General features: G+C 39.6%; 17 protein-coding genes. 8 read left to right on the forward strand and 9 right to left on the reverse strand.

The annotated features are described in order from the left end of the window. Positions 1-36 precede the first annotated feature (36 nt). The 3 genes from B9Y87_RS06670 to B9Y87_RS06680 all read left to right on the forward strand — a co-directional run bounded on the left by B9Y87_RS06670 (position 37) and on the right by B9Y87_RS06680 (position 4,073). A complete protein-coding gene (locus B9Y87_RS06670; RefSeq protein WP_085497376.1) occupies positions 37-669 on the forward strand; it encodes a response regulator in 633 nt (210 codons plus the stop codon). Between the two features lie 115 nt (positions 670-784). After that, positions 785-2,875 (forward strand): hypothetical protein, encoded by a 2,091-nt coding sequence (locus B9Y87_RS06675; protein ID WP_085497377.1) that lies wholly within the window; start codon positions 785-787, stop codon positions 2,873-2,875. Positions 2,876-3,350: 475 nt separating this feature from the next. Next, on the forward strand, positions 3,351-4,073 hold the full coding sequence (locus B9Y87_RS06680) for a head GIN domain-containing protein (RefSeq protein WP_085497379.1): 723 nt from the start codon (positions 3,351-3,353) through the stop codon (positions 4,071-4,073). Between the two features lie 175 nt (positions 4,074-4,248). Here B9Y87_RS06680 and B9Y87_RS06685 read toward each other — a convergent pair whose 3' ends face one another. After that, on the reverse strand, positions 4,249-5,487 hold the full coding sequence (locus B9Y87_RS06685; RefSeq protein WP_217807493.1) for a PAS domain-containing sensor histidine kinase: 1,239 nt from the start codon (positions 5,485-5,487) through the stop codon (positions 4,249-4,251). 425 nt (positions 5,488-5,912) lie between these two features. Then, positions 5,913-6,170 carry a hypothetical protein gene (locus B9Y87_RS06690; RefSeq protein ID WP_085497380.1) on the reverse strand — a complete coding sequence of 86 codons (258 nt, stop codon included), beginning with the start codon at positions 6,168-6,170 and terminating at the stop codon, positions 5,913-5,915. Between the two features lie 107 nt (positions 6,171-6,277). On the opposite strand from B9Y87_RS06690, the gene B9Y87_RS06695 reads away from it, so the two are divergent. From B9Y87_RS06695 to B9Y87_RS06710, 4 genes are all read left to right on the forward strand, one after another. Beyond that, positions 6,278-7,021, forward strand: coding sequence for an SOS response-associated peptidase (locus B9Y87_RS06695; RefSeq protein ID WP_085497382.1), 744 nt, complete (start codon positions 6,278-6,280; stop codon positions 7,019-7,021). 57 nt (positions 7,022-7,078) lie between these two features. Further along, positions 7,079-8,167: an FAD-binding domain-containing protein gene (locus B9Y87_RS06700; RefSeq protein ID WP_245808664.1), complete on the forward strand. Its 1,089-nt coding sequence runs from the start codon at positions 7,079-7,081 to the stop codon at positions 8,165-8,167. 182 nt (positions 8,168-8,349) lie between these two features. Next, positions 8,350-8,496: a DUF2256 domain-containing protein gene (locus B9Y87_RS06705; protein WP_085497384.1), complete on the forward strand. Its 147-nt coding sequence runs from the start codon at positions 8,350-8,352 to the stop codon at positions 8,494-8,496. Next, the gene (locus tag B9Y87_RS06710) at positions 8,483-9,967 is read left to right on the forward strand and encodes a cryptochrome/photolyase family protein (RefSeq protein ID WP_085497386.1); all 1,485 of its coding nucleotides are present in this window, start codon (positions 8,483-8,485) and stop codon (positions 9,965-9,967) included. Before B9Y87_RS06705 ends, B9Y87_RS06710 begins: the two co-directional genes overlap by 14 nt. A gap of 102 nt (positions 9,968-10,069) precedes the next feature. On the opposite strand, the gene B9Y87_RS06715 is transcribed toward B9Y87_RS06710, so the two are convergent. The 5 genes from B9Y87_RS06715 to B9Y87_RS06735 form a co-directional block, all read right to left on the reverse strand. Next, a complete protein-coding gene (locus B9Y87_RS06715; protein WP_085497387.1) occupies positions 10,070-11,068 on the reverse strand; it encodes a phosphotriesterase family protein in 999 nt (332 codons plus the stop codon). A gap of 20 nt (positions 11,069-11,088) precedes the next feature. Beyond that, positions 11,089-11,946, reverse strand: a complete 858-nt coding sequence (locus B9Y87_RS06720; RefSeq protein ID WP_085497389.1) for a sugar phosphate isomerase/epimerase family protein — start codon at positions 11,944-11,946, stop codon at positions 11,089-11,091. A 151-nt stretch (positions 11,947-12,097) separates the two neighbouring features. Continuing rightward, positions 12,098-12,676 (reverse strand): GNAT family N-acetyltransferase, encoded by a 579-nt coding sequence (locus B9Y87_RS06725; protein WP_085497391.1) that lies wholly within the window; start codon positions 12,674-12,676, stop codon positions 12,098-12,100. A gap of 140 nt (positions 12,677-12,816) precedes the next feature. Then, positions 12,817-13,233 (reverse strand): SRPBCC family protein, encoded by a 417-nt coding sequence (locus B9Y87_RS06730; RefSeq protein ID WP_085497392.1) that lies wholly within the window; start codon positions 13,231-13,233, stop codon positions 12,817-12,819. A 219-nt stretch (positions 13,234-13,452) separates the two neighbouring features. After that, positions 13,453-14,952 (reverse strand): YfcC family protein, encoded by a 1,500-nt coding sequence (locus B9Y87_RS06735; protein ID WP_085497394.1) that lies wholly within the window; start codon positions 14,950-14,952, stop codon positions 13,453-13,455. A gap of 547 nt (positions 14,953-15,499) precedes the next feature. Here B9Y87_RS06735 and katG point away from each other — a divergent pair. After that, positions 15,500-17,758 (forward strand): catalase/peroxidase HPI, encoded by a 2,259-nt coding sequence (gene katG, locus B9Y87_RS06740; protein ID WP_085497396.1) that lies wholly within the window; start codon positions 15,500-15,502, stop codon positions 17,756-17,758. 139 nt (positions 17,759-17,897) lie between these two features. Here katG and B9Y87_RS06745 read toward each other — a convergent pair whose 3' ends face one another. Both B9Y87_RS06745 and B9Y87_RS06750 read right to left on the reverse strand, forming a co-directional pair. Further along, complete coding sequence (locus B9Y87_RS06745) at positions 17,898-20,444, reverse strand: phosphocholine-specific phospholipase C (protein WP_085497398.1); 2,547 nt, start codon at positions 20,442-20,444, stop codon at positions 17,898-17,900. Between the two features lie 160 nt (positions 20,445-20,604). Next, positions 20,605-22,905, reverse strand: a complete 2,301-nt coding sequence (locus B9Y87_RS06750) for a glycoside hydrolase family 20 protein (RefSeq protein ID WP_139827175.1) — start codon at positions 22,903-22,905, stop codon at positions 20,605-20,607. Positions 22,906-22,999: the final 94 nt, after the last annotated feature.

Raw genomic sequence — 22,999 nt, forward strand, 5'->3', positions numbered from 1 at the left:
TGGATTTCCTATCTAACTTTACAAAAAGAGACAATTATGATAAGGGTAGTTATATATGAGGACAATCCCCAATTTCGCGAAGGGCTTACCATGTTGATCAATGGCAGTGATGGATTTTCCGTTTTGGCATCGTACAAGAATTGCAACAATGTTGCCGAGGAAGTGGAAAAATGGTCTCCAGATGTTATTCTAATGGATATCAACATGCCCGGAACCGATGGCTTGGAGGGATTAAAGAAAATAAGGGAAGTAAACACCGAAGTCAAAGTACTGATGCTTACCGTCTTTGACGACAATAAAAATGTTTTTGAAGCACTAAGGAACGGGGCCAATGGATATTTACTAAAAAAGACCTCCCCTGCCAAATTATTGGAATACATACAAGATGCCACCTTGGGTGGTGCCCCCATGACTTCCTCTATTGCTACCCAAGTGTTGAAAATGTTCCAAGTGATACCCCAGACCAAGAACCAGGACTATTGCCTAAGTGAAAGGGAAACAGAAGTTTTACAACTTCTTGTGGATGGCTATAGCTATAAAATGATTGCTTCGGAGCTTTTCATTGCTATCGATACCGTGCGATCTCATATCAAAAAAATTTACGAAAAGTTGCACGTAAACAGCAAAAGCGAAGCCGTTGCCAAAGCCTTTAAGGATAAATTACTATAACATATTTCCTTCAAAACCAATAAAAAACCCCCGGATTTCACATACTTATGCGATTGTAAGAACTGCACTAGCGCACTTCCTTTGTCCTGAAAAATTTAAAACTCAAAATCAGGCAATGAAAACAAAAATTATTATTCTTTCAATCTTCTTATCAATATTCATTGGATGTTCCGATGATGACCATACTGAAATTCCCGCCAACACTTTGGAGGCGGACGCATTTAGTGAGAACCAAGGAGATGTTTATACCGGTCAAGCGGTTATCCTCAACGGTTCCAAATCTATGGACAAGGCAGGAAAATCTTTTCAATACCTATGGAGATTTAAGGCCAAACCTAGTGGTAGTCTATCCGAATTGACGGAGGAAACCACAGCCAAGCCAAAATTTACGCCAGATAAGGTGGGTAACTATTCAGTGGAACTAAAGATTTTCAATACCGAGTTCTATGACACGGACGAATTGACCATTTTGGTAAAGGAGGATGAAAACCCGACAGAACAGGAAACCATTATTATTTCAGAAAATATCACGGCACGTCGCCATTTGGCCAATGTCTTTGACGACCCAAATAAAATTGATTATCTGGTAACAGGTGATATTCACGTAACAGCATTACTTACAATAGACCCCAACGTGGTTATTGCCTTTGATGAAAATACGGCTATGTACATAGATAATCCCGGGGCCATTATTACCACGGCCGCCGCCAGTTCATTTATCACCTTTACAGGCAAGAACAAGGTTCCTGGATATTGGAAGGGATTAATTATAAATTCCAATAATCCTTTGAATAAATTGGAGCGAGTAACCATCGAATACGGGGGCGGTGCCATTGCCCAAGGAATGGAAGTCGCTACCACTTTAGGTATCGATAATGAGGGACCTGGTCACCTTAATTTGGTCTCCTCCATTATACAACACAGTGCTGCCTATGCCATGGCCGTTGAAATTGGAGCTAAGTGGAATACCGAATCCTTCAATGTCTATAGGAACAACAAAAAAATAATGAGGATACCCGCCTCACAATTTGGGGTGGTATCCAGCCTGTCCGAATTTCAAAATAATGAAGAAGAGATTATTGAAATCATTGGTGACAGGATCTATGGCACCGAGGAAACCGTATGGAGCGATTTTTACAACGGCTCGGGTACTTCAATAGCTGTAAAATACATTGTAAAAGGAAAAGTAGAGGTGGTTTCCGGGCTAAGGATTTTGGGAGGTCTTGAGTTGTACATGGACAAGGACTCTGAAATCAATATTACCAAGAACGGCTATTTAATAGCTCTTGGCAGTCCACAGGATCGCATAAAATTTCTGGGAAAGGAATCCGTGGATGGAGGGTATTGGAAAGGTATTTCCATAATGTCCAACGACCTGAAAAACGAATTGGACAATGTAGAGGTGCACGATGCCGGAAGCGAAATCATGGAAGGATTGCAAAATAAGACTTCCGTTGGTTTGGGAGGGGCCAACGAGGCTAAACTAAAGTTATTTAGCTCCAAAATAGTAGGCAGTGGTGGCAACGGAATTTACGTTGAAAACGGAGCTGATCTTGTACGCATAGACCAAATTAGGTTTCATAAAAACCAAGGTCCGTCCATTACCATGGCCGCCAACCAGGTACAAAAACTTAACAATGCCACAGGAATGGAATTTATAGGCAACGGACATAATGGAGTTGAAATTGTAGGATCTGCCTTGTTCGAGCCCAATGTTGAGACCACTTGGCCAGCACTCCATTTCGGTGCCACCTATTTGGTAAGTGGCAATTTAGGAATCCAATCAGGATTAAAGATACTTCCCGGAGCGGTTTTCAAATTTGCCGAGGACAAGATGTTTGGAGTGTTTCCATATGGATATTTAATTGCCAAAGGTACCCCAAATAATAAGATTGTTTTTACAGGGGCCACTGCTTCCAAGGGATTTTGGAACGGAATTAGAATTCAATCGGACAGTGCCAAAAACCTAATGGAACATACGGAAGTGCTCTATGCAGGAAAAACCGAAATGCCCGGAGTTTCGAAAATAACCAGTATTGGGCTGGATGGGGATTACATGAGTAATTTAACCATTAAGAATTCGAAAATAGCACATGGTCATGGCTACGGAATTGCCTTGGAAAACCGAAACACCTCCATAAACCCGGATTTCAACATGGTAAACCTATTTGAGGACCTAAGTCTTGGAGACATCTCCCTACCCTAGGTGATTACCTTGGGCTTTACATCCAATTATAATTTTAACCAAAAATTAATATAAAAACACTGATAAAAGATGTGGTAGAGGTTCCAATGGAAACAGGGTAACCAATCAACTTCCACATAATTATGCGATTGTGGGCGGTTGATTCCCAAACGATCTTTGCTACCATTATTAATCACAAAAAAAATTAGTCATGAAAGTATTTGATAATTACCGAAGAATACCATCCGAATCCAATAAACATGTCTTTTTTTCACAAATGAAATATAGAAAAAAAAGTCAATGGCTGGCCTTGAGACGCTTTACGACAAGCCAATACTAGGACATGTGTGTCATCATAAAAATTCACTAAAACAAATGAAACATGAAAAATCTAGGTATTGAATTTTACAGAAGATGTGTATATGTCCTATATACCATTTTCCTAATCTATCTGTTGGTCACAGCAAAAAAATAATCAATAATAAAAAACACGATAATGAACAAAATATCAAAAATAAGTTTAGCAATTGCCTCAACAATACTGTTAATGTCCTGCGAAAAGGATTCTATAACAGCTTCCGAAGAGATAACTACCAAAGACCATGAAATCTCAGGATATACCTCCCTAGAGGTAAACGATAATTTTAAGGTCTATATTAACTTCTCGGACACTGAAGAAAAGTTCCGGGTTCAGGCCAACGATAACCTCCATGAGTATATCAAGATTAACAAGGAAAGTAATAAGTTAACCGTTAAACTGGACAATGTTCGGAGGATAAAAGGAAAGGAAACCTTAAATGTATTTATTACCACCAAGAGTATAGACAATTATACGGTTAAGGGAAATGCCAAATTGGAACTGGAAGACCCCTTGGAAACCGATAATTTAAAGATCTATCTAAGTGGAAATAGTTTCTTTTCCGGTGAATTGGCCGCTGAGAAGCTTGATCTTGTATCCAGTGGAAATTGTATGCTGGATTTCTCTGGGACTGTAAAAAACATGGACATAGAACTTGACGGCAATTGTGAACTATCGGATTACGAACTAATTGTTAACACCTTAAAAATTGACCTTTCCGGTAATAGCAATGCCTATCTTACCGTAAACAATTCCATTTCTATCGATGCCAGTGGCAATAGTGTGTTATCGTACAAGGGAAGTGCCACCATTGCACATCAAAAACTTTCATCGGGTTCCAAAATTGTAAAAAAGGGGTAATTGGTGGATTCAATGGAACACCCATAAAACTCTCCAAAACGAAGGCCTATACATTTTGCTGATTTCAGCTAAGTGCATAGGCTTCTTCTTTTATGTATTTCCCTTAATTTCCTTTAAATGGCAGTGTACCGAGGCCATATATAATTGCAAATCCATTATCCAATGTTCCTGATAATCAATTCCTAGGTATTGTAAAAATAAAATCGCTTCCCTTTTCTTTCTCGCTTTCAACCCATATTTTACCGCCCAGTTTTTCTATAAATTCCCTACACAAAACCAATCCGAAACCAGAACCTTTTTCGTTAAGGGTACCTGGCAAAGGAGTATTACCAGTTATACTGAACAAATTCTCAAGGGTATCATCGTCCATTCCCACACCTGAATCAGAAATAACAATCTTAACTAAATCTTTTTCCTCAACCGCAGAAATCGTTATTTTATCGCCTGGCCTACTATATTTTATAGCATTGGACATTAGATTTCTAATGATGGTCTTCAGTATTTTTTTATCGGAATTAATTTCAACGTCCTCCTGGATATGTACCTGTATTGAAATGTCTTTTGTCTTGGCAATGGATCTTGAAAGTTCCAATATTTCATTGACAACATTGGAAATATTTATTTTTTCGTTTTTAAAATTGATTTGACCGGATTGCGATTTTGCCCAATCCAATAAATTTTCAAGAAGTACCAAGGTATTTTTGGCTGTAGAATGAATTAGGTCTATAGGTACTTGGGTATCCGGATCTTCTGATTTGGATAATTGTGCCTTTAAAATTTGGCTCAACACCATAATATTATTAAACGGACTTCTTAGATCATGGGCAATGATAGAAAACAACTTATCTTTTGTTGCATTCAGTTCCTTCAATTGAATTGCACTTTGCCTTAAATCCTCTTCCGTCTTAATGCGCTCGGTAATATCGCGTATTACCCCAACCAAAAACTTATTTCCATCTTCATCTACAAACCTTGACTTCCTGGTTGAAATTATTTTCTTTTGGCCTTCCCCTAAGGTTAAAGACTCCTCATTAATATTATCTATACCATCCAACAGTACCTGCTTATCTATTCTCAAAAAACTTTCCCGTTCAGCGGGGGGAACATTTTCAGCAAGGGTTTTGCCTATTATTTTAGTTCTTGGAAGATTGAAGAGATCGCAAAAAGCATCGTTGACCAACAGTAACCTGCTCCCGGCATCCTTTACAAATACGGCATCCCCCATATTATTGAGAATGGTATTGGCATATTTCTCACTTTCATCCCTTTCCACATTATCCTGAAAGGCCAAAAGCGATTTAAGGATTTCATTATGTTTTTGAAGTTCGGTAATTTGATTTTCCAGTTCGCGACGTGTCCTTTCCTTTACTCTATTAATACGCTTAAAACGGTTATATAAACTATACCAAATCAAATTATTACAATTTTAGGCTAAGACTGTAAAGCTACGATTTTCATAAAATATAATGATACCAAATTATCATAGATTTCATCTTTAACAGTAAAAATAAGTTCAATCTATAGTTTTGAATGGGGTTCTATAAGATGTAGATTCCAAATTTAATAAAAAGTACCACAATTTACAGGAATAAGGTTATCACTAGGTAAAAGCCTCTTTTACGCTATCGGGAGATTCCACACACACATAATTGGCTCGAGTTACTAATGTGCTTGAGTCCATACTTTATTTATTTAAGGATATTCCAGAACCCCCAGTGTAACTGTTTCTGCAACTCTCAATATCTAAACTTTCAACATAAGCCATTGGTCCAGACTCTAGGCTCAAGATTCCAATCTCCCTTTATACTCTTCCCAATACCCTTCAACACCCAATTAACATTACTCCAAAGAAACCCGCTCCCATCCAGCTTCTGGAAGTTCATAACGGTCCAATTTCATGATCTTTCTAGTCCCGACATAATATTTATATACCAGGTACACACAGTCATCGGAACTTTCTATATAAAATAGACCAAGACGTTTTGGAAATGGAAGTTTCATCAACTCACATTCCTTGTTCAATTGGTGTGCACCGATCTCCATTAAAAGGCGTTTAATAGCATATCGATCATGATTTCTGTACACAATATTCTTCATTATTTGGAAATATTCCTGTTTTATGGATATTTTCCAAAATTACATTTTTTTGATTTTGAAGTCAATCCAAAAAAGTTAAATTCTTAAATTAGGGTAAAACTATTATTATGTGTTTCGGTACTAGGGTAACCACTTCTGCCAAGGACGTGGAGAAATTTTACAATGTTTCCAAATTAATGGGCAAAACCCCCATTGAAGGTGAACTTGCCTACCACCATGCCAATGGATGGGCACACCCCTTATTATGGATCATACCACAAGAAAAAAGCAATCATATTACCCCTTCCATGTGGGGTATAATGCCACAGAACTCCATTGGGGCCGATTACAAAAATTATTATAAGGAAGCCGCTAAGTTTGGGGCCGGACTCAACGCCCAGTCAGAAAAACTCTTTGATCATTTTATTTATAGGTTCAGTGCCATGACCAAGCGCTGCGTAATTCCCGTAAACGGATTTTACGAGCCGCACACGGCGCCCAAGAAATTTAAGGTTCCATTTTATTTTGAACGAAAAAACGAAGCCCTGATGAGCCTAGCCGGACTCTACACGATCACTAAGGACGGTTACAACACTTTTACCATCTTGACCAAGGCAGCTACTCCCCTTTTTAAAAAAATACACAATACCAAAAATAGGAGGCCCATTATTTTAAGGGATGAGGATATTGAGGTATGGTTGAACAACGACCTCGATGAAAATGAAATCCGTAATGTCATGGAAGACGATATGGAGGATGAAGCCTTCAACGCCTACCCAATAAGCAAGGACCTATACAATCCAAAAATAGATTCCAACCGGGCCAATATTATTGAGGAAGTGAAATATGAGGAATTGGAGATTGAGTATTAGAACTTCTAAACATAACACCAATATGCGCATGAGTCTTACAAAAACCTAAATACCGCATTGATACACTTTCCCACAGATATACAGGCAATAGAAAGCAGGATACGGCAAATAGATCCTGTAAAATATTCCAACACCCGAAATCATAAAGATGGAGCGGTAACCCATTTGAGCCCTTATATCTCCAGAGGTGCAATATCTACAAGACAGGTTTATCGGCACATACAAACCTTAGATCTACCATGGCACAAAACTGAAAAGATAATTCAAGAGTTGGCTTGGAGAGACTATTGGCAACAAGTTTGGATCGCAAAAAAGGAAGGTATCAGGCAAGATTTAAAAAACGTACAAACTCCCATATCAAATTATCAAATACCAAAGGCTATTCTAAATGCCAACACCGGTATTGAGGAGGTAGACATTGCCATAAAACAACTCTACACTTCGGGATATATGCATAACCATATGCGCATGTATGTGGCATCCATTTGTTGCAACATTGCCAATTCACATTGGTTAGAGCCTGCCAAATGGATGTATAGTCATCTACTGGATGGTGATCTAGCCAGTAATTTTTTAAGTTGGCAATGGGTGTCAGGAGCGTTTTCCAACAAAAAATATTATGCCAACCAAAACAATATCAACAACTTTTTTAATAGTACACAGCAAAATACCTTTTTGGATGTTGATTATAGCGCATTTGGAAACCTTGACATCCCCGAGATTTTAAAGGAAACCGTTCCTTTTGAGTTTGATATGGAGCTTCCGGATACTGGAAACCCGATCCTGGAAAAGAATAAAACAACTTTCATCTATAACTATTACAATATTGATCCGTATTGGCATAATGACCAGGAGGTTCAACGGATTTTTTTGTTGGAACCCTCCTTTTTCGCCAAAAACCCGGTGAATCAAAAATGTATTAATTTTGCCATACAGCTCACAAAAAATATAGAGGGCATAAAAATATTTGTTGGGGAATTTTCCAAATTAACCGAGTTTGTAGATCCCGACCATATCATTTTTAAAGAACACCCTTGTAACCGTCATTACCAAGGTAAGGAGGTACCCAGGGAATGGATGAGTTCAATTACAGGTTTTTACCCATCTTTTTTCTCTTTCTGGAAAAAATGCAAAAAGGAATTGTAGGTTTCAAAAAATAATTACAGGAGCCACAGTTTATTGGTGTGCTGGACTTCATAATTTAGATCCTGGAATTCTTAAAGAGGAAAGGCAACGCCCAATGGAGTTTTGACTTATTTTTGGTAACCTGGAAAATTGCCTATGGGAATTTTTGCGTTGAAAACAAAGGAACATGAACCATTGCTAAAATGAAAAAAAGTAATCTGCCCATAAAAATATGTCCGGTATGCAATAGACCATTTGCTTGGCGCAAGAAATGGAAAGAAAATTGGGAAGATGTAAAATACTGTAGCGAAAGGTGTAGACGAAATAAAAACAATTATGAAAGCCATTAACCTCATATTTCCACATCAGCTTTTCGAAGAAAGCACACTAACCACAAATGGCCATGAAGTTTATTTAATTGAAGAATATCTTTTCTTCAAACAATACCTCTTCCACAAACAGAAAATAGCTTTCCATAGGGCCTCCATGAAATATTATCAGCATTTTTTGGAAGAAAAAGGAATTAAGGTCAATTATATAGCATCCAACAACAAATTATCCGACATCAGTTTATTTCATGAAGAAATAAAAAGTAAAAAAATAACTGAAATAAACATTATTGACCCAGTTGATAATTGGCTCGAAAAAAGAATTAAAGCCGTTGCCAAAAACTATAAGCTGAATATCTTGGACAGTCCCCTGTTTATCAATAGTAAGGAAGAGCTTTCCCCTTTTTTTAGGGCGGATAAAAAATCTTTTTTTCAAACTACCTTTTACAAACAACAGCGTAAAAAATTGGATATCCTATTGTTGGATGGGCAGCAACCCAAAGGCGGAAAATGGACCTACGACCAGGATAACCGAAAAAAATATCCTAAGGAAAAAATACCCCCGAGCATTCTTTTTCCAGAGGTCACCCCTTTTTGGACCGAGTCTGTATCCTATACGGAAAAACACTTTAAGAACAATCCAGGAATTATTTCAAAAGAGCCCATTTATCCCATAAACCATAGGCAAGCCGAGAATTGGTTTGAACAATTTTTAGAGTATCGATTCTTTGATTTTGGCATTTATGAAGATTCCATTGTAAGACAGGAATCGTTTTTAAACCACAGTATTCTTTCACCACTTCTAAATGTGGGCCTAATATTACCAAAAAATGTTGTTGCTCAAAGTCTGTCCTATGCCGAAAAAGAGAATATCCCAATTAATTCTACCGAAGGATTTATAAGGCAACTTATTGGATGGAGGGAGTTCATCCGAGGAATGTATGAATGCAAGGGCAGTTACTCCAGAACTAAGAATTTTTGGGGGTTTGAAAGAAAAATACCTAAGTGCTTTTACGATGGAAGCACTGGGGTGGCACCAATTGACGAGACCATTAAAAAAGTATTAAAAACCGGCTATTGTCACCACATAGAACGATTGATGATCCTTGGTAATTTTATGCTATTGTGCGAATTTGACCCAGATGAAGTGTACCAATGGTTTATGGAACTATTTATTGATGCCTATGACTGGGTAATGGTACCCAATGTGTATGGTATGAGTCAGTTTTCAGATGGTGGCACCTTTGCTACCAAACCTTATATAGGAGCTTCCAACTATATCAACAAAATGGGAAATTACCCGAAGGGTGATTGGGAAAAAATTTGGGATGGCTTATTTTGGCGTTTTATTGCTGAACATCAGGATTTTTTTAAATCAAATCCACGAACCTCAATGCTGTATCATTCCTATAACCGCATGACAGAAGATAAAAAAAACCTTCATATCAAAAATGCCGAAGAATTTATTGAAAAAATAATGTGTGCTGATTAGAAAAACTGTGGTATTGTACTTTCTCCAAAGCTTACAATTGAAGATAAAGGAGGGGGTTAAGAATCTAAACCAAATATAAACGCGAACGGTTAATTTAGAGCATTAGTTCTTGCCGTCAATAGCAAAAGCCTTTGCCGGATTTACAGATATCAATAGATTAATTTCCTTTTCCGTGAAGCCTTGGGCTCTCAATTCTGGAAGGAGTTTGGTAAAAATATTGGTATAAGGAGTAATGTTTTGCTGTTCCTTTTGGGGATCGTACCAACCAGCGTCGTGCGATATTAGTATATGGTCCAAAATGCCATGCTCCTTGGCATACACCAATTTTCCCAGATGCTTTTCCACCTCCCAGCCCAGTCCGTCCAGACTAATCCAACAGCCTGCCTGGGCCGCCTTTAAGTAATTGTTATTATCCTCCTCCGCCTGGGCGTGTACCCAAATAAATGAGTTTAGGGAGACTCCCATTTCTTGAAGAATCTTCAATTGGGGCCATAGACCTATAGCTTTTCCAGTATGTGAGGCAATCGTCAAACCCGTTTTTAAACTAGTAATGGCAGCTGCCTTGACCAACTTTTGATGTAGGATATCCAAAGGGTCGGCGGTATCAACTCCAATCTTGATAAAGCCTGGCTTGATGACAGTACCATCTATGCCATACTCAAATTCGGCTATCCACTTTTGCGCCAGATCTTCGGCAGATATATTTTGGACATATTTAGGGAGGAATTTATTATTGCGGGCACCATAAAGGCCAGTGTTGGAAATCATCTTCAAACCAGTTTTATTGGCCAACTTTTGTAAAAGCAATACATCCCGTCCTAAATAAGCCGGAGTGGCATCCACAAAATATTCAACCTTATGTGTCTTTAGTTCTTCCAAATAAGGTGTTACTTGAGCAATTACGGCATCGTGATCCCAATTACGGGGCTGTATACTATCTGCCCCAATAAAATCGACCAAAATATGCTCATGGGACAGCCAAATGCCGTCATTATCCACTTGGTGCCAACCTTGAACCTCTAGAATCAATGCTTGTTGACCACTTAAAGTGCCGGTGTAAATAATCGCTATAAGTAAGGGCAACAAATGACATCTTATCATTTCACCTATTTTTACATCACCTATTTTATGGCATCCAATGCCCCGTTTACATAGCCCACACATTCCGCAAGGCCAGCAAAAACATCGTCGGTATCCTTTTCAAATTCCATCGCCATTACACCGGTATAGTTAATCGCTTTCAAGGCTTTGAGAACCGCTGGGATATCCAGGACCCCTCTGCCAAACTCGACCGACGCACCATCGGCTTCCGACTTGTCCACATCCTTAAGGTGGAGATCATAAAGGCGGTCTGCATATTTCTTAATGTTTTTCACGGGATCCAATCCCAATCTTTGTACGTGACCAATATCTATACAAAGTCCAATGCGGGTGTCCAACCCTTTAATTTTATCATAAACCACTTCGGGTGTTGGGTATACCTCATCTCCTGGACCATGGTTATGAATGGCCAACTTAATATTGGTCTCCTTTACTTTCTTTTCAACCAAAGGCAATAGGTCGTGATTGGGCACCCCTATGATCACCTTCATTTTAGCCGCGTTGGCATACCTAAAGGCATTTTCCACTTCTTGGGGGGTCTTCATATAAATGACCCCTCCACCATAAAGACCTATTCCCGCCTTCTCAAATTTTGCTGTTATTTCTTGAATCTCTTCGTCACTACTCTCCAAGGGCATGTGCATACTCTTGAGCGCAATCTGTTTTAGATTCAATCGGTTGGCCATTGCCAAGGTCTCGTCCACACTAAATTTTCGAGTGGAATAGGATGCCAATCCCAGTGTAAGGCTTCTTGCTTCCTTGCCAAGATTGCTTGCCCCTAAAATATCCTTGAACGGACTAGCGGTCAGAACCGAACTAGTGGCCATTAAGCTACCAAGGCCGAGGGTTTTTAAAAATGAATTTCTTGAGTATTGCATTGGATATGGTTTTAAAGAAGATGGTTTTAGTATTGCCCCTATTATTACCGTAAGATATAAAATCTTTAGCGCATTTAATGGTAGCAGAAAAGCAGTGGATGCACATAAGTAACACTTACCAACATTCCCTGCGTCCCATTGGTTAATCTCACTATGGATTAGTGTTCAAAGTAATACCTGGCTCTGAAGTATTACTCCGGTAATTCTCTTTAAAAATCTCAAATATCATATTCTCCATATCTTCCGGATCGTTCCTTTGCCCATTCCATATAAATTGATTTTTCATCAGCAATCTTTTGGAGCTTTCATTTTTATAATTGGTAAAAGCCACAATTTTGTCCAAATGCAATTTATTGAACCCAAAATTGAGCACAGCCTTCATAGCCTCGTTCATAATGCCTTGGCCTTGAAATTCCGGACTTAGGTCGTATCCCATTTCTGCCGTTTTATAATCTTGGGAAAAATTCCAAAGACAGATATTTCCAATCATTGTAGGACTAATTTTTGTAGAAATGGACCATTGGTACAACTGCCCCTTGTTTATATCGTTGATGGTCTTGGCTATAAAGGCAAGTGCCTTTTCCTTGGTTTCTGCGCTCTGCCTTTTAACAAACTTGTTTACCTCCTTATCTGAACGCAGGTAACGAATCATAGGCCAATCAGCATCCTCCAACCACCGCAGATGGAGTCGGTTAGTTTCCAATTCCTGAAAATTAACATATGAGTTCATTTCTTATATATACGATGGACAAATTATATAATATTTGAAGAATTATCATCAAAACTGCTCATAGTTATATCAAATATATGGAGGTAAGAAAGCCAATTTGGACTCGTCTTTTCCCATAATAATTAACAAATACACAATATTCAATTAGACTCCGTATAATTTTTAAAGTTATCAAGGATGGCCTGCCACCCACCTCTTTGCATTTCAATGGAGTTCTCGGTTTCCGCATCAAAGTTTACCTTCACAGTTGTCTTATGATTTAGCTGGAAGAAGGTGACCTTTGCCTGTCTCCCATCTGGCATGGTATAACCAAACTGTTTGTAGGGATCCACCTCATCGTAAACGGCCTCAAAATCGAAACCAAAACTACCGTCCTTGGCTTCCATTCGCGCCGAGTATTTGCCTCCGACCTGCATATCATTGGAGGCATATGGACAGTGCCAATCGTCTGAGGCAAAATTCCATTTTATGATGTGCTCCGGATTGGTATAATAATCCCAAACCTTATCCACTCCTTCAGAAATGGTCGCTTGGACCATTATTTTTGTCTTTTCCATTTCTGTTGTATTTCTTTTAATGTAATTATTACAAAAGTGCTGGCCTTGACATTTCTTTTTAATGGCATACTCTTTTCGGAAAACATTAGTCCCACAAGTCTTAAAGGGCCATTGAAAACAGCAGGCTCAGCCTCAGTTTTATCATTATCTAAAGTTAGTTATTTGTACTTAATTATTACAAGAAAGTGAAGGTAATTCACAAAAGGCCATAGGACACAACTAATTGGTATACACGGTAATAGTTAAAAAAATCATTGTAGTAAGGACCAATATCATCAATAAAGGCATTACAAACCTCATCCACTTATTAAACCCAATTTTTACTATGGCCAAGGCTGCCAAAATTAAACCCGTGGGATTGATCAAATAAAATAAGCCCAGACCGTATAAATAGGTGTCCACGATTATTTCCCTACCAATATTTACGGTATCTGCCAAAGGAGCAAAAATAGGCATGGTCAATACTGCCATACCCGAGGAAGAAGGCATAAAAAACGATAACCCGCCGTAAATAAAAAGCATTACGTTGGCAAATACACCTTTATTCATGCCTTCGGTGATGTTACTGGCATAAAACAAAATAGTATCGCTAATAAGTCCGTCCTCCATCAGTATGGTCACCCCCCTCGCAATGCCGACTATAAAAGCAACACTGAACAAATCGGCAGCACCCTTGGCAAAGGCATCGACAAAGTCGCTTTCCTTAATTCCTGCTATAAAGCCTATGATGATTGCCCCGACCAAAAATGTTGCCGTCATTTCCACAAACCACCAATCCAAAAAGGAAACTCCAATGATCATAATAATGAAACTCAATGAAAACACAAGGATAATAAGGCGTAATCTGTTCGTGAACTTTATGTCAGTATCCATTTTACCCAGTCCAAAAAGCTTTTCTATGCTGTCTTTTTGTTCATAAACAAGGGATTTTGATGGATCGGCTTTTACCCTTCTGGCATACAAAAGGATATAAACAATGGTAATAGTGGTGCAAAGCAGTAGCATAATTATTCTACTATTGAGTCCGGTGGTCCAATTTATTCCTGCTGCATCAGAGGCTATAATGGTAGCAAACGGATTCACCGTAGAACACATACTACCAATACCCGAACCCAGAAACACACAACTTAGACCCACCAGGGCATCATAATTGGCCGCTAGGAATACGGGAATCAAAATAGGATAGAACGCCATGGTTTCTTCTGCTAATCCAAAGGTGGTTCCCCCAAGGGCAATTAGCGCTGTAACTACGATTATTAAAATATATTCCCTCCCTGTAAGCACTTTGGCCATCCAAGAAATTACGGCATCAAAGGCCCCGGTAAGATTCATTATGCCTATTAGGCCTCCAATGATAAGTATCAAAAATATAATATCGGCTGCCGCAATAATCCCCTTAATGGGAGATTGCACCAAAGCTGCAAACCCCTGCGGTCGTGATTCCAATGGTTTATAGGTATTGGGGATTCCGATGGGCTTATAAATATCCCCGCTGGTAAATTTTTCAATGGGAATTTTTATATTCAACCCGTCCAAGGTTTCCTGGGTAGCCTTTAATTCTATACGCTCTTCCAGGCTTATTTTGATAAATGTATTACTACCATCGTCATAGGCAAGACTATCATATTTACCTGCTGGTACCAACCAGGTTAACAAGGTTACAAAAACAGCTATGAGAATCAATATGGTCTGGGCAGTTGGAAATTTAAGTTTTTTCATGCTTTGGTTAGGTGAAAAAATTGGTAAGAAGTTAAGTTAAACCATTTAAAATTAATGCACGCTAAGAATGGAACATTTAGGATCTTACCTTCTGCATCATATAGAAATATTCATTTAAGATCAGTTCCTTTTCCAAGTCAATGTTATGATTATATGTATTGGAGAGACTAAAATAATCATGTTGATCTCTCGGAGAATAGTCCTCTATATACCAATAATATTCCGTGTGAAGGTGTAATATTCATTAGCGCTTGACTTCGAAATATTGTCTACCGAAAAACCCACCAATTTTTTAACAACCAGTGATTCCTTTATTTGGTTCTAAGTTAAATAATCTTTTTCTTCAATCAATAAATTATAATGATCATAGGTGCGTCTTGTTTAAGACGAGGCATAGGCCCATTAGTTGTTAAAAAGCAGGTTTGATGAAGATCATAAATTTTCCTGAAGCGCCATAAGTTATACTTATGAAGATTCCTTATCCATCAGAAAATATTATCGTAAATTTAAGGATGAACTAATCTAAAACTTAATTAAACCGTATAAAATGGAAAATAAATCACATTCAAACCCATCATCAAACGGAAAAGTATGGGATGTAAATGAATCAAGTGCAAAATGCCCCTTCTTAAATGGCGAATTGCATCAAGTAGCCGGAGGAGGTACTACCAACAGGGAATGGTGGCCCAATCAATTAAAATTAAATATACTGCGACAAAATTCGTCATTGGTAGATCCTATGGACCCCGATTTCAATTATGCTGAAGAATTTAAGAAGTTGGATCTAGCTGCCGTTAAAAAAGATCTTTATGAATTAATGACTACCAGCCAGGATTGGTGGCCGGCAGATTATGGGCATTATGGACCTTTCTTTATCCGTATGGCTTGGCACAGTGCCGGAACCTATCGTATACATGATGGCCGTGGAGGTGCAGGTTCGGGATCTCAGCGCTTTGCTCCATTAAATAGTTGGCCAGACAATGCCAATCTTGATAAGGCACGATTATTACTTTGGCCCATAAAAAAGAAATACGGCAAAAAACTGTCTTGGGCAGATCTACTGATATTGGCCGGGAACTGTGCACACGAGTCCATGGGACTAAAAATGTTTGGCTTTGCCGGAGGCCGTGAGGATATATGGGAATCTGAACAAGACGTGTATTGGGGCTCCGAAACCGAATGGATGGGGAATAAAGAACGCTACTCAGAAAATGGGGAATTGGAGAGTCCACTTGGCGCCGCCCATATGGGATTGATATATGTAAACCCCGAAGGACACAATGCCAATCCGGATCCGGTTGAATCTGCTCATTATATACGTGAGACCTTTGGTCGTATGGCCATGAACGATTATGAAACTGTTGCATTAATTGCTGGCGGACATACCTTTGGAAAGACCCATGGTGCAGCGGACCCTACCAAATATGTAGAGGCAGAACCGGCAGCTGCTGGTATTGAGGCCCAAGGCCTTGGATGGAAAAACAATTACGGTACTGGTAAAGGTGCAGATACCATTACCAGTGGCATTGAAGGTGCCTGGACCAATACCCCGACCAAATGGAGTCACACTTTCTTTCAAAATCTATTTGGATACGAATGGGAATTGACCAAGAGTCCGGCCGGAGCACACCAATGGAAACCTAAAAACAATGCCGGTGCAGGAACGGTTCCAGATGCACACAATCCGAACGTGAAGCATGCCCCCTTCATGTTGACCACCGACCTTTCACTACGTATGGATCCGGCTTATGAAAAAATATCAAGGCACTTTTTAGAAAATCCGGAAGAGTTTGCCGATGCATATTCACGTGCCTGGTTTAAATTGGTACATCGGGATATGGGTCCGGTATCCCGTTATCTAGGGCCAGAAGTACCCAAGGAACAATTGATCTGGCAAGATCCCTTACCTGCAGTGGATCATGAGTTGATCAATGCTAAGGATATCGCCGATTTAAAGTCTAAAATTTTGGCATCGGGGCTTTCTATATCCCAATTAGTTGCTACCGCCTGGGCTTCCGCTTCTACTTTTAGGGGTTCCGACAAACGAGGAGGTGCCAATGGAGCGCGCATACGCTTGGCTCCTCAAAAAAATTGGAAGGTAAACAACCCCCAGCAATTAGCCCAAATTTTGGACAAATTGGAGGCCATCCAAAAAGAATTCAATGCCATACAATCTGGAAATAAGAAGGTTTCTTTGGCCGATCTCATAGTTTTGGCAGGCAATGCCGCCATTGAGGAAGCAGCGAAAAATGCCGGTAAGAAGGTAGCGGTCCCTTTTTCTCCAGGACGTACCGATGCTAGCCAAGAACAAACCGATGTAGAATCTTTTGAAGCGCTCGAACCAGTGGCAGATGGGTTCCGAAACTACCTAAAGGACACTTACAAAGTAACTGCAGAGGAGCTGCTTGTGGACAAGGCCCAATTATTAACCTTGACTGCTCCGGAAATGACCGTCCTTATAGGAGGAATGCGTGTGCTCAACACCAATTATAACGGGTCCCAGCACGGCGTATTTACTAATAGGCCAGAGACTTTGTCCAATGATTTCTTTGCAAATCTATTGAACATGGACACCACTTGGAAGTCCATTTCGGATGCTCAAAATGTTTTTGAGGGGCATAGTCGTAAAACGGGCCAACTTAAATGGACCGGCACCCGAGCCGACCTTATTTTCGGTTCCAATTCTGAGCTTAGGGCATTGGCCGAGGTTTACGCCTGTGAAGATTCCGAGGATAAGTTTATTAAGGATTTTATAGCGGCTTGGACCAAGGTGATGAATCTAGATAGGTTCGACTTGGCAAAATAAGTCACTCCATTTAACGGAATCCTGTATTAGCAGCACTGGGATGGAATATATGTAAACTGTGTTATTCATTAGAAAATCCCATCTTGAATTTCAGGATGGGATTTTTCTTTTCAAATTTCTAGTGGAGATCAAGACCCCCCTAAGAAACGACCCTTCCCATAAAAGGATCGCTTTTCGATGCTTTTCCAGTTTCCACCCTTCCGGCATATCGCCTTACAAAGCTCTTATTCCCTGGGATTTGCAATGAGAAATCATACCAACCATAACTTTTGGCACTATTGACTATAATGCTCTCTACCGAACCTTTTTTGACCCGTACTTTTTGTTCAGGATTACCATAGGCATGGTCTACCACCAAAATATCAACATCCTTTTTCTTGGAGGTATTGGAAATTTGGACCTCCACATTTCCCGAAAAACTTTTAATGATTCCCCTCTTTTTTTGATAGACACATTTTATTTGCAGTTCAGGATCGGACACAGCACCCATAAATTCCCTATAAAAACCGTTTGGTCCATATACCCTCAAGTGGTAACCTTCTTCCTCAAAATGATCCAAAGGCCATTCATAGTCCAAACTTTCACCTTTCCCCACGGCAAACGGCCATGTTTTAACGGCCGAAAAATTGGATCCCCCTCCCGGTATTTCCTGTAGATAGTTTCCAGGGGCATAAACATTAAATGGAGCTCCCTTGGACAATTCACCGAAAAATGCATCGGCTGCCGTAAATTGCATTCGAAATGAGGTCTTATCCCCATTTAATTCCCCGTCCACATATAACTCGTAAGGCAAAGCACAAGAATCCCTGATACCAGGTTCTTGATGTGGCATAAATGAGGTCTTGTAGAGGTCTTTTTTTGCATCGGCTATATCATCACTGCTTAGAGGCTTAAAATCCTTGGGCAATTCCTTAAAGCTGGCATTGTAGACCTCCTTCATAAAATGGTTGCGCTCTATGGCTTTGGGAATAGTGTAGGGCTCACCGTTATATGGCCTAAAAGCAGAGGTTAGATTGCCACTAATGGCCCTACGCCAACTACTGATATTGGTTTCCTGAACAACTTTGCCCGTTCTTTTCTTTATTAACTCTTCCAAAAACATTAGGGTGGAGGTAATATCGCAAACTTCCGAATTAATCCATCCGCCCTTACTCCACGGCGAGGCTACAACCATTGGCACCCTAAACCCTAGACCTATTGGACTTTCCCTAGGATCCTCCGGGTCCATACCTTTTTTAGCCATCTCTTGTTTCAAGGTGGCATATTCCTCCGAAGTGTCCAATCCTCTAGTGAAATTCTTGGTATCCTTGGGATTGGGTGCAACAAAAGGAGGAATATGATCAAAATACCCGTCGTTCTCATCATAGGTAAGCACAAAAATGGTTTTCTTCCATACTTCAGGATTTTTGGTGAGAATATCCATTACTTCTGAGACATACCATGCCCCGTACCAAGGTGCACTTGGATGATCCGAAAATTTCTGGGGTGCTGCCAGCCAGGAAACTGTAGGTAATTTCCCTTGGTCTACGTCCTGCCTAAATTGATGCAGTATATCGCCTTTGGGCACTTTTATGGAACGCCGAATGCCATTGTCATCATAACTAAACTCCTCTACCCTATGATAATCAGGATCACCGATATTGGTGGCAAAGGCCTTTTCATGCAGTTTTTTATGAAAGTCTGAGAGTTTTTCGAAATTTTCAGGATTCCACTTCTTAAGAACCTCTTTAATCTGGTCTAACTGCTGCTTTTTCTTTTGCAGTACTTTTGAATGTTCCAATTTCTTTTCCTCTGATTGTGCATTAAGTTCCTTTTCCAAATGCTCTATTTCCGAAGGCAACACCTCTAATCGTCCTTTTATATATTTTTGAAAACCGGAGCTATAGCGAACATTGTATTGGGAAAACCACTCTAGGTTATTATCTGTAAAATTTGCCAGCAGGGATGCATCTTCAACATCGGTGGGTAAACTAATTTCGTTCTGGTAAACCCGCCAGGAAATACCATTTTCTTCCAGTCTTTCCGGAAAGGTTTTCCAACTGGCCTCGCTATTGTAGCTTACTTCAGAGTTTCTAACGCAGGGCCTATCGCCTTCTGTATCGAAAGATTTTCCGGTCCAAAAATAATTTCTGTTGGTAGTGGTTCCTGTGAGGGCCGAACAAAAATGCTGATCAAACACGGTAAAGGCATCTGCCAGGGCATAGTAGAAAGGCAGGTCTTCCCGGGTATAATGGCCAAGGGTAAGCGGCATATTTCCGTAATCCTCATCGGCCTTCTTGGCCACAAGCCATTGGTCGTATTTTCCGTTGTTGCGTGCATCTACCTGACTCTCCCAATTATGGGGCAGATCTCCCATCCAAGTAGCTTGGGTTTCCTTGATGTTTAAACGGAAAGGTACATAGGTTTCCCCATCCATATTACTTTGAAGCCATACGGGTATTTTGTTAGGCAAGGAAATGGCCCTTGGATCATTATAGCCCCTAACTCCTTGCAAAGTCCCAAAACAATGATCAAAGGACCGGTTTTCCTGCATGAGAAAGACTACATGTTCTGCGTCGTAAAAGGTAGTTCCCTTTTCAGGGTCAATTTCCAAGGCGCGTTGAATGGAGGGTGGCAGACTTGCCGTTAACCCCATTCCTCCGGCCAACATACTTGCCTTCTTTAAAAAATCCCTTCTGGTATCCATAATTTAGTCTTGGTTTAATGTTTGTAAATAAAAGAGCATTTAAATATAGTTTTTTAACTATTAAATGCCCTTAAATTAAATCCCGACATGGTATAAATATCAAATATTGCTGGGAAACCCCATAAAAACACTATAAACGCCATCTCTTTTCCTTAATCGATTATTTAACGGACACCTCATCAACAAATAGCCAAGCGGAGCCTTTTCGCAAATGCCATTCAGGAAGTACTGATCTATTTTTTGCCGTTATTTTTATATAAGCAACATCCTGTTTTTTAAAATTAGAGCCAATATGCTTAATAATTGGCTCCCTTTTCTCTTGGGTAGCTATAACTTCATCCAATACCGTTTCAAAATTTTCACCGTCCTTTGAGATGGAAATAATCACCATTGTAGGCAACATCACCGAGGTAGCACCTATATCCTGGAAAAAGTTTAAGCCCGCATAAGAGAGTTCGGTAAGGCTCCCCAAATCAATGAGCACCTCAAAATCCTTTTCTTTTATTCCTTGCCAATTGGGGTCATCGCCACGGGCAATGGCAAATTTATTATCAAACAATGCCCTATCACCCCCACCACTATAGGTTTCATTATAGGAATTGCTGTATATAACCTTACATTGATCCCCAAAACCAGTGGAAAATATTTTTTTCAATGGATAACCAATAGGTTCACCATTTCTAAAACACATTGCATTAAGTTCTATGGAAGTGGTATATTCAATGGGGGCAGAATATAATTCCGACTGCATGGTAGGATTTGAACCATCTAACGTATATCTAATCTCATAAAGTTCCAATTCATTTTGCAAGGTTAAATTGAAGGCTTTATTGACCTTATCATAACTCACATCATAATCGGGGGTTAAGGAACTTCCTGAATAATTATATCCCTTTTCGTACAATCTATCAAAATGGACATCCAATTTGTTTATAAAATATTCTCTGTTCCTTTTCTCCGCCTTGGTCCAAATAGCTTCCGAAAGTGCACTAATTCTGGGAAGCATCATATATTGGATATGGCTTAAGCTTTTCACTTGTTCCGTCCAAAGATTAGCTTGCGCACCAAGAATATGATGTTTTTTGTCCGGAGCAATGTCTTTTGGAACAGGATTAAAATCATATATCTTCAAGACATTGTTATATCCGCCCCATGAAGGGGGTTCATATTCACTTTTACCCTGACTGTGATCCAAGTACAGGGGATCGCCCGGAGACATTACCACATCATGCCCGGCATTAGCCGCTTCAATGCCCCCCTCAACACCTCGCCAAGACATCACCGTTGCCCTTTCTGGCAAACCTCCTTCCAATATCTCATCCCAACCTATAAGTTTTTTATTTTTGGAATGAATAAATTTCTCCATTCTTCTAACAAAGTAACTTTGCAACTCCTCGGCAGTTTGCAAGTTTTCCTGCTGCATCCTTTTTTTACATTTATTACATTTCAACCAAGACCCCTTCCCTACTTCATCTCCGCCGATATGTACATATTCATTGGGGAACAATTCCACTACCTCACTTATTATATTTTGTAAAAATTGAAAGGTATCATCGTTCCCGGCGCAATACACTCCGGTAATAACTTCCGTATCGCATGAAAATTCCGGATAACATTGTAATGCAGCCTCGGAATGGCCTGGCATTTCTATTTCCGGAATTACATCAATGAACCGTTCTTTGGCATAGGCAACAATCTCCTTAATATCTTCCTTGGTGTAAAAACCTCCATATACTTCACCTTCGGCGTCCTTGGAGGCAATCTCAAAATCCTCCCATGGTTTCTTATCCCCCTTAACTTTTCTCCAAGCTCCTTTTCTAGTGAGTTCCGGATATGCATCGATTTGAATTCTCCAACCAATACCATCCACTAGATGCCAATGGAATTTATTCATCTTGTGCATTGCCAGGATATCGATGACTTTTTTTACAGAATCCTTTGGAACAAAATGCCGTGATACATCCAACATCATACCTCTCCATTCATATGCTGGTGCATCATTTATTTGCACGTAGTTCAATACTGGTTCTTTAACCTCGGTTTTAGGAGATAACATTTGTGCTAGCGTTTGGATACCGTAAAATATCCCTTGACCTGTACTGGCTTTAATCGTAACACCATCACCCCCTACTGTTAAGCTATATGCGCCATTCGGAGCGACTTCCATTGCTTTTACCAAGTGAATGGCGTTTTCCTGGGGCGACCTTGAAATTTCTAATTGGATATTGAAATTATCCTTTAAAAATGAATTTATTTCCTCCGTTAGCTGTTTTTCCTCAAAGCTAGAATCTACAACAATAACGGTTTTATCATTAATCTTAAATGTACCTGGCTGATAATTCATTTCCATGGGTTGGGGAATGACTCCCATTTTGGGGGGCTTTGTATGGCTACATGCGGTTACTACCAATAAAAGAATTATTTGGGTCAATCTACTAAAGTCCATATTTTCTTGCTTCAACTTTTGTGCTTAAAATCATCAAATATAAATGTAATTTACCTTTAGCCTATTGGTCTAAAATGCATTTACATATTCTGTTTTCATGACATTGGCC

Origin of the sequence: Arenibacter troitsensis (genome assembly GCF_900177645.1) — a bacterium.
GTDB classification, from domain to species: domain Bacteria; phylum Bacteroidota; class Bacteroidia; order Flavobacteriales; family Flavobacteriaceae; genus Arenibacter; species Arenibacter troitsensis.

What these genes read in the sequence shown, in the direction of transcription:
- B9Y87_RS06670 (WP_085497376.1), top strand. Translation starts at nt 37, where the DNA reads ATGATAAGGGTAGTTATATATGAGGACAATCCCCAATTTCGCGAAGGG.
- B9Y87_RS06675 (WP_085497377.1), top strand. Translation starts at nt 785, where the DNA reads ATGAAAACAAAAATTATTATTCTTTCAATCTTCTTATCAATATTCATT.
- B9Y87_RS06680 (WP_085497379.1), top strand. Translation starts at nt 3,351, where the DNA reads ATGAACAAAATATCAAAAATAAGTTTAGCAATTGCCTCAACAATACTG.
- B9Y87_RS06690 (WP_085497380.1), bottom strand. Translation starts at nt 6,170, where the DNA reads ATGAAGAATATTGTGTACAGAAATCATGATCGATATGCTATTAAACGC.
- B9Y87_RS06695 (WP_085497382.1), top strand. Translation starts at nt 6,278, where the DNA reads ATGTGTTTCGGTACTAGGGTAACCACTTCTGCCAAGGACGTGGAGAAA.
- B9Y87_RS06705 (WP_085497384.1), top strand. Translation starts at nt 8,350, where the DNA reads ATGAAAAAAAGTAATCTGCCCATAAAAATATGTCCGGTATGCAATAGA.
- B9Y87_RS06710 (WP_085497386.1), top strand. Translation starts at nt 8,483, where the DNA reads ATGAAAGCCATTAACCTCATATTTCCACATCAGCTTTTCGAAGAAAGC.
- B9Y87_RS06715 (WP_085497387.1), bottom strand. Translation starts at nt 11,068, where the DNA reads ATGATAAGATGTCATTTGTTGCCCTTACTTATAGCGATTATTTACACC.
- B9Y87_RS06720 (WP_085497389.1), bottom strand. Translation starts at nt 11,946, where the DNA reads ATGCAATACTCAAGAAATTCATTTTTAAAAACCCTCGGCCTTGGTAGC.
- B9Y87_RS06725 (WP_085497391.1), bottom strand. Translation starts at nt 12,676, where the DNA reads ATGAACTCATATGTTAATTTTCAGGAATTGGAAACTAACCGACTCCAT.
- B9Y87_RS06730 (WP_085497392.1), bottom strand. Translation starts at nt 13,233, where the DNA reads ATGGAAAAGACAAAAATAATGGTCCAAGCGACCATTTCTGAAGGAGTG.
- B9Y87_RS06735 (WP_085497394.1), bottom strand. Translation starts at nt 14,952, where the DNA reads ATGAAAAAACTTAAATTTCCAACTGCCCAGACCATATTGATTCTCATA.
- katG (WP_085497396.1), top strand. Translation starts at nt 15,500, where the DNA reads ATGGAAAATAAATCACATTCAAACCCATCATCAAACGGAAAAGTATGG.
- B9Y87_RS06745 (WP_085497398.1), bottom strand. Translation starts at nt 20,444, where the DNA reads ATGGATACCAGAAGGGATTTTTTAAAGAAGGCAAGTATGTTGGCCGGA.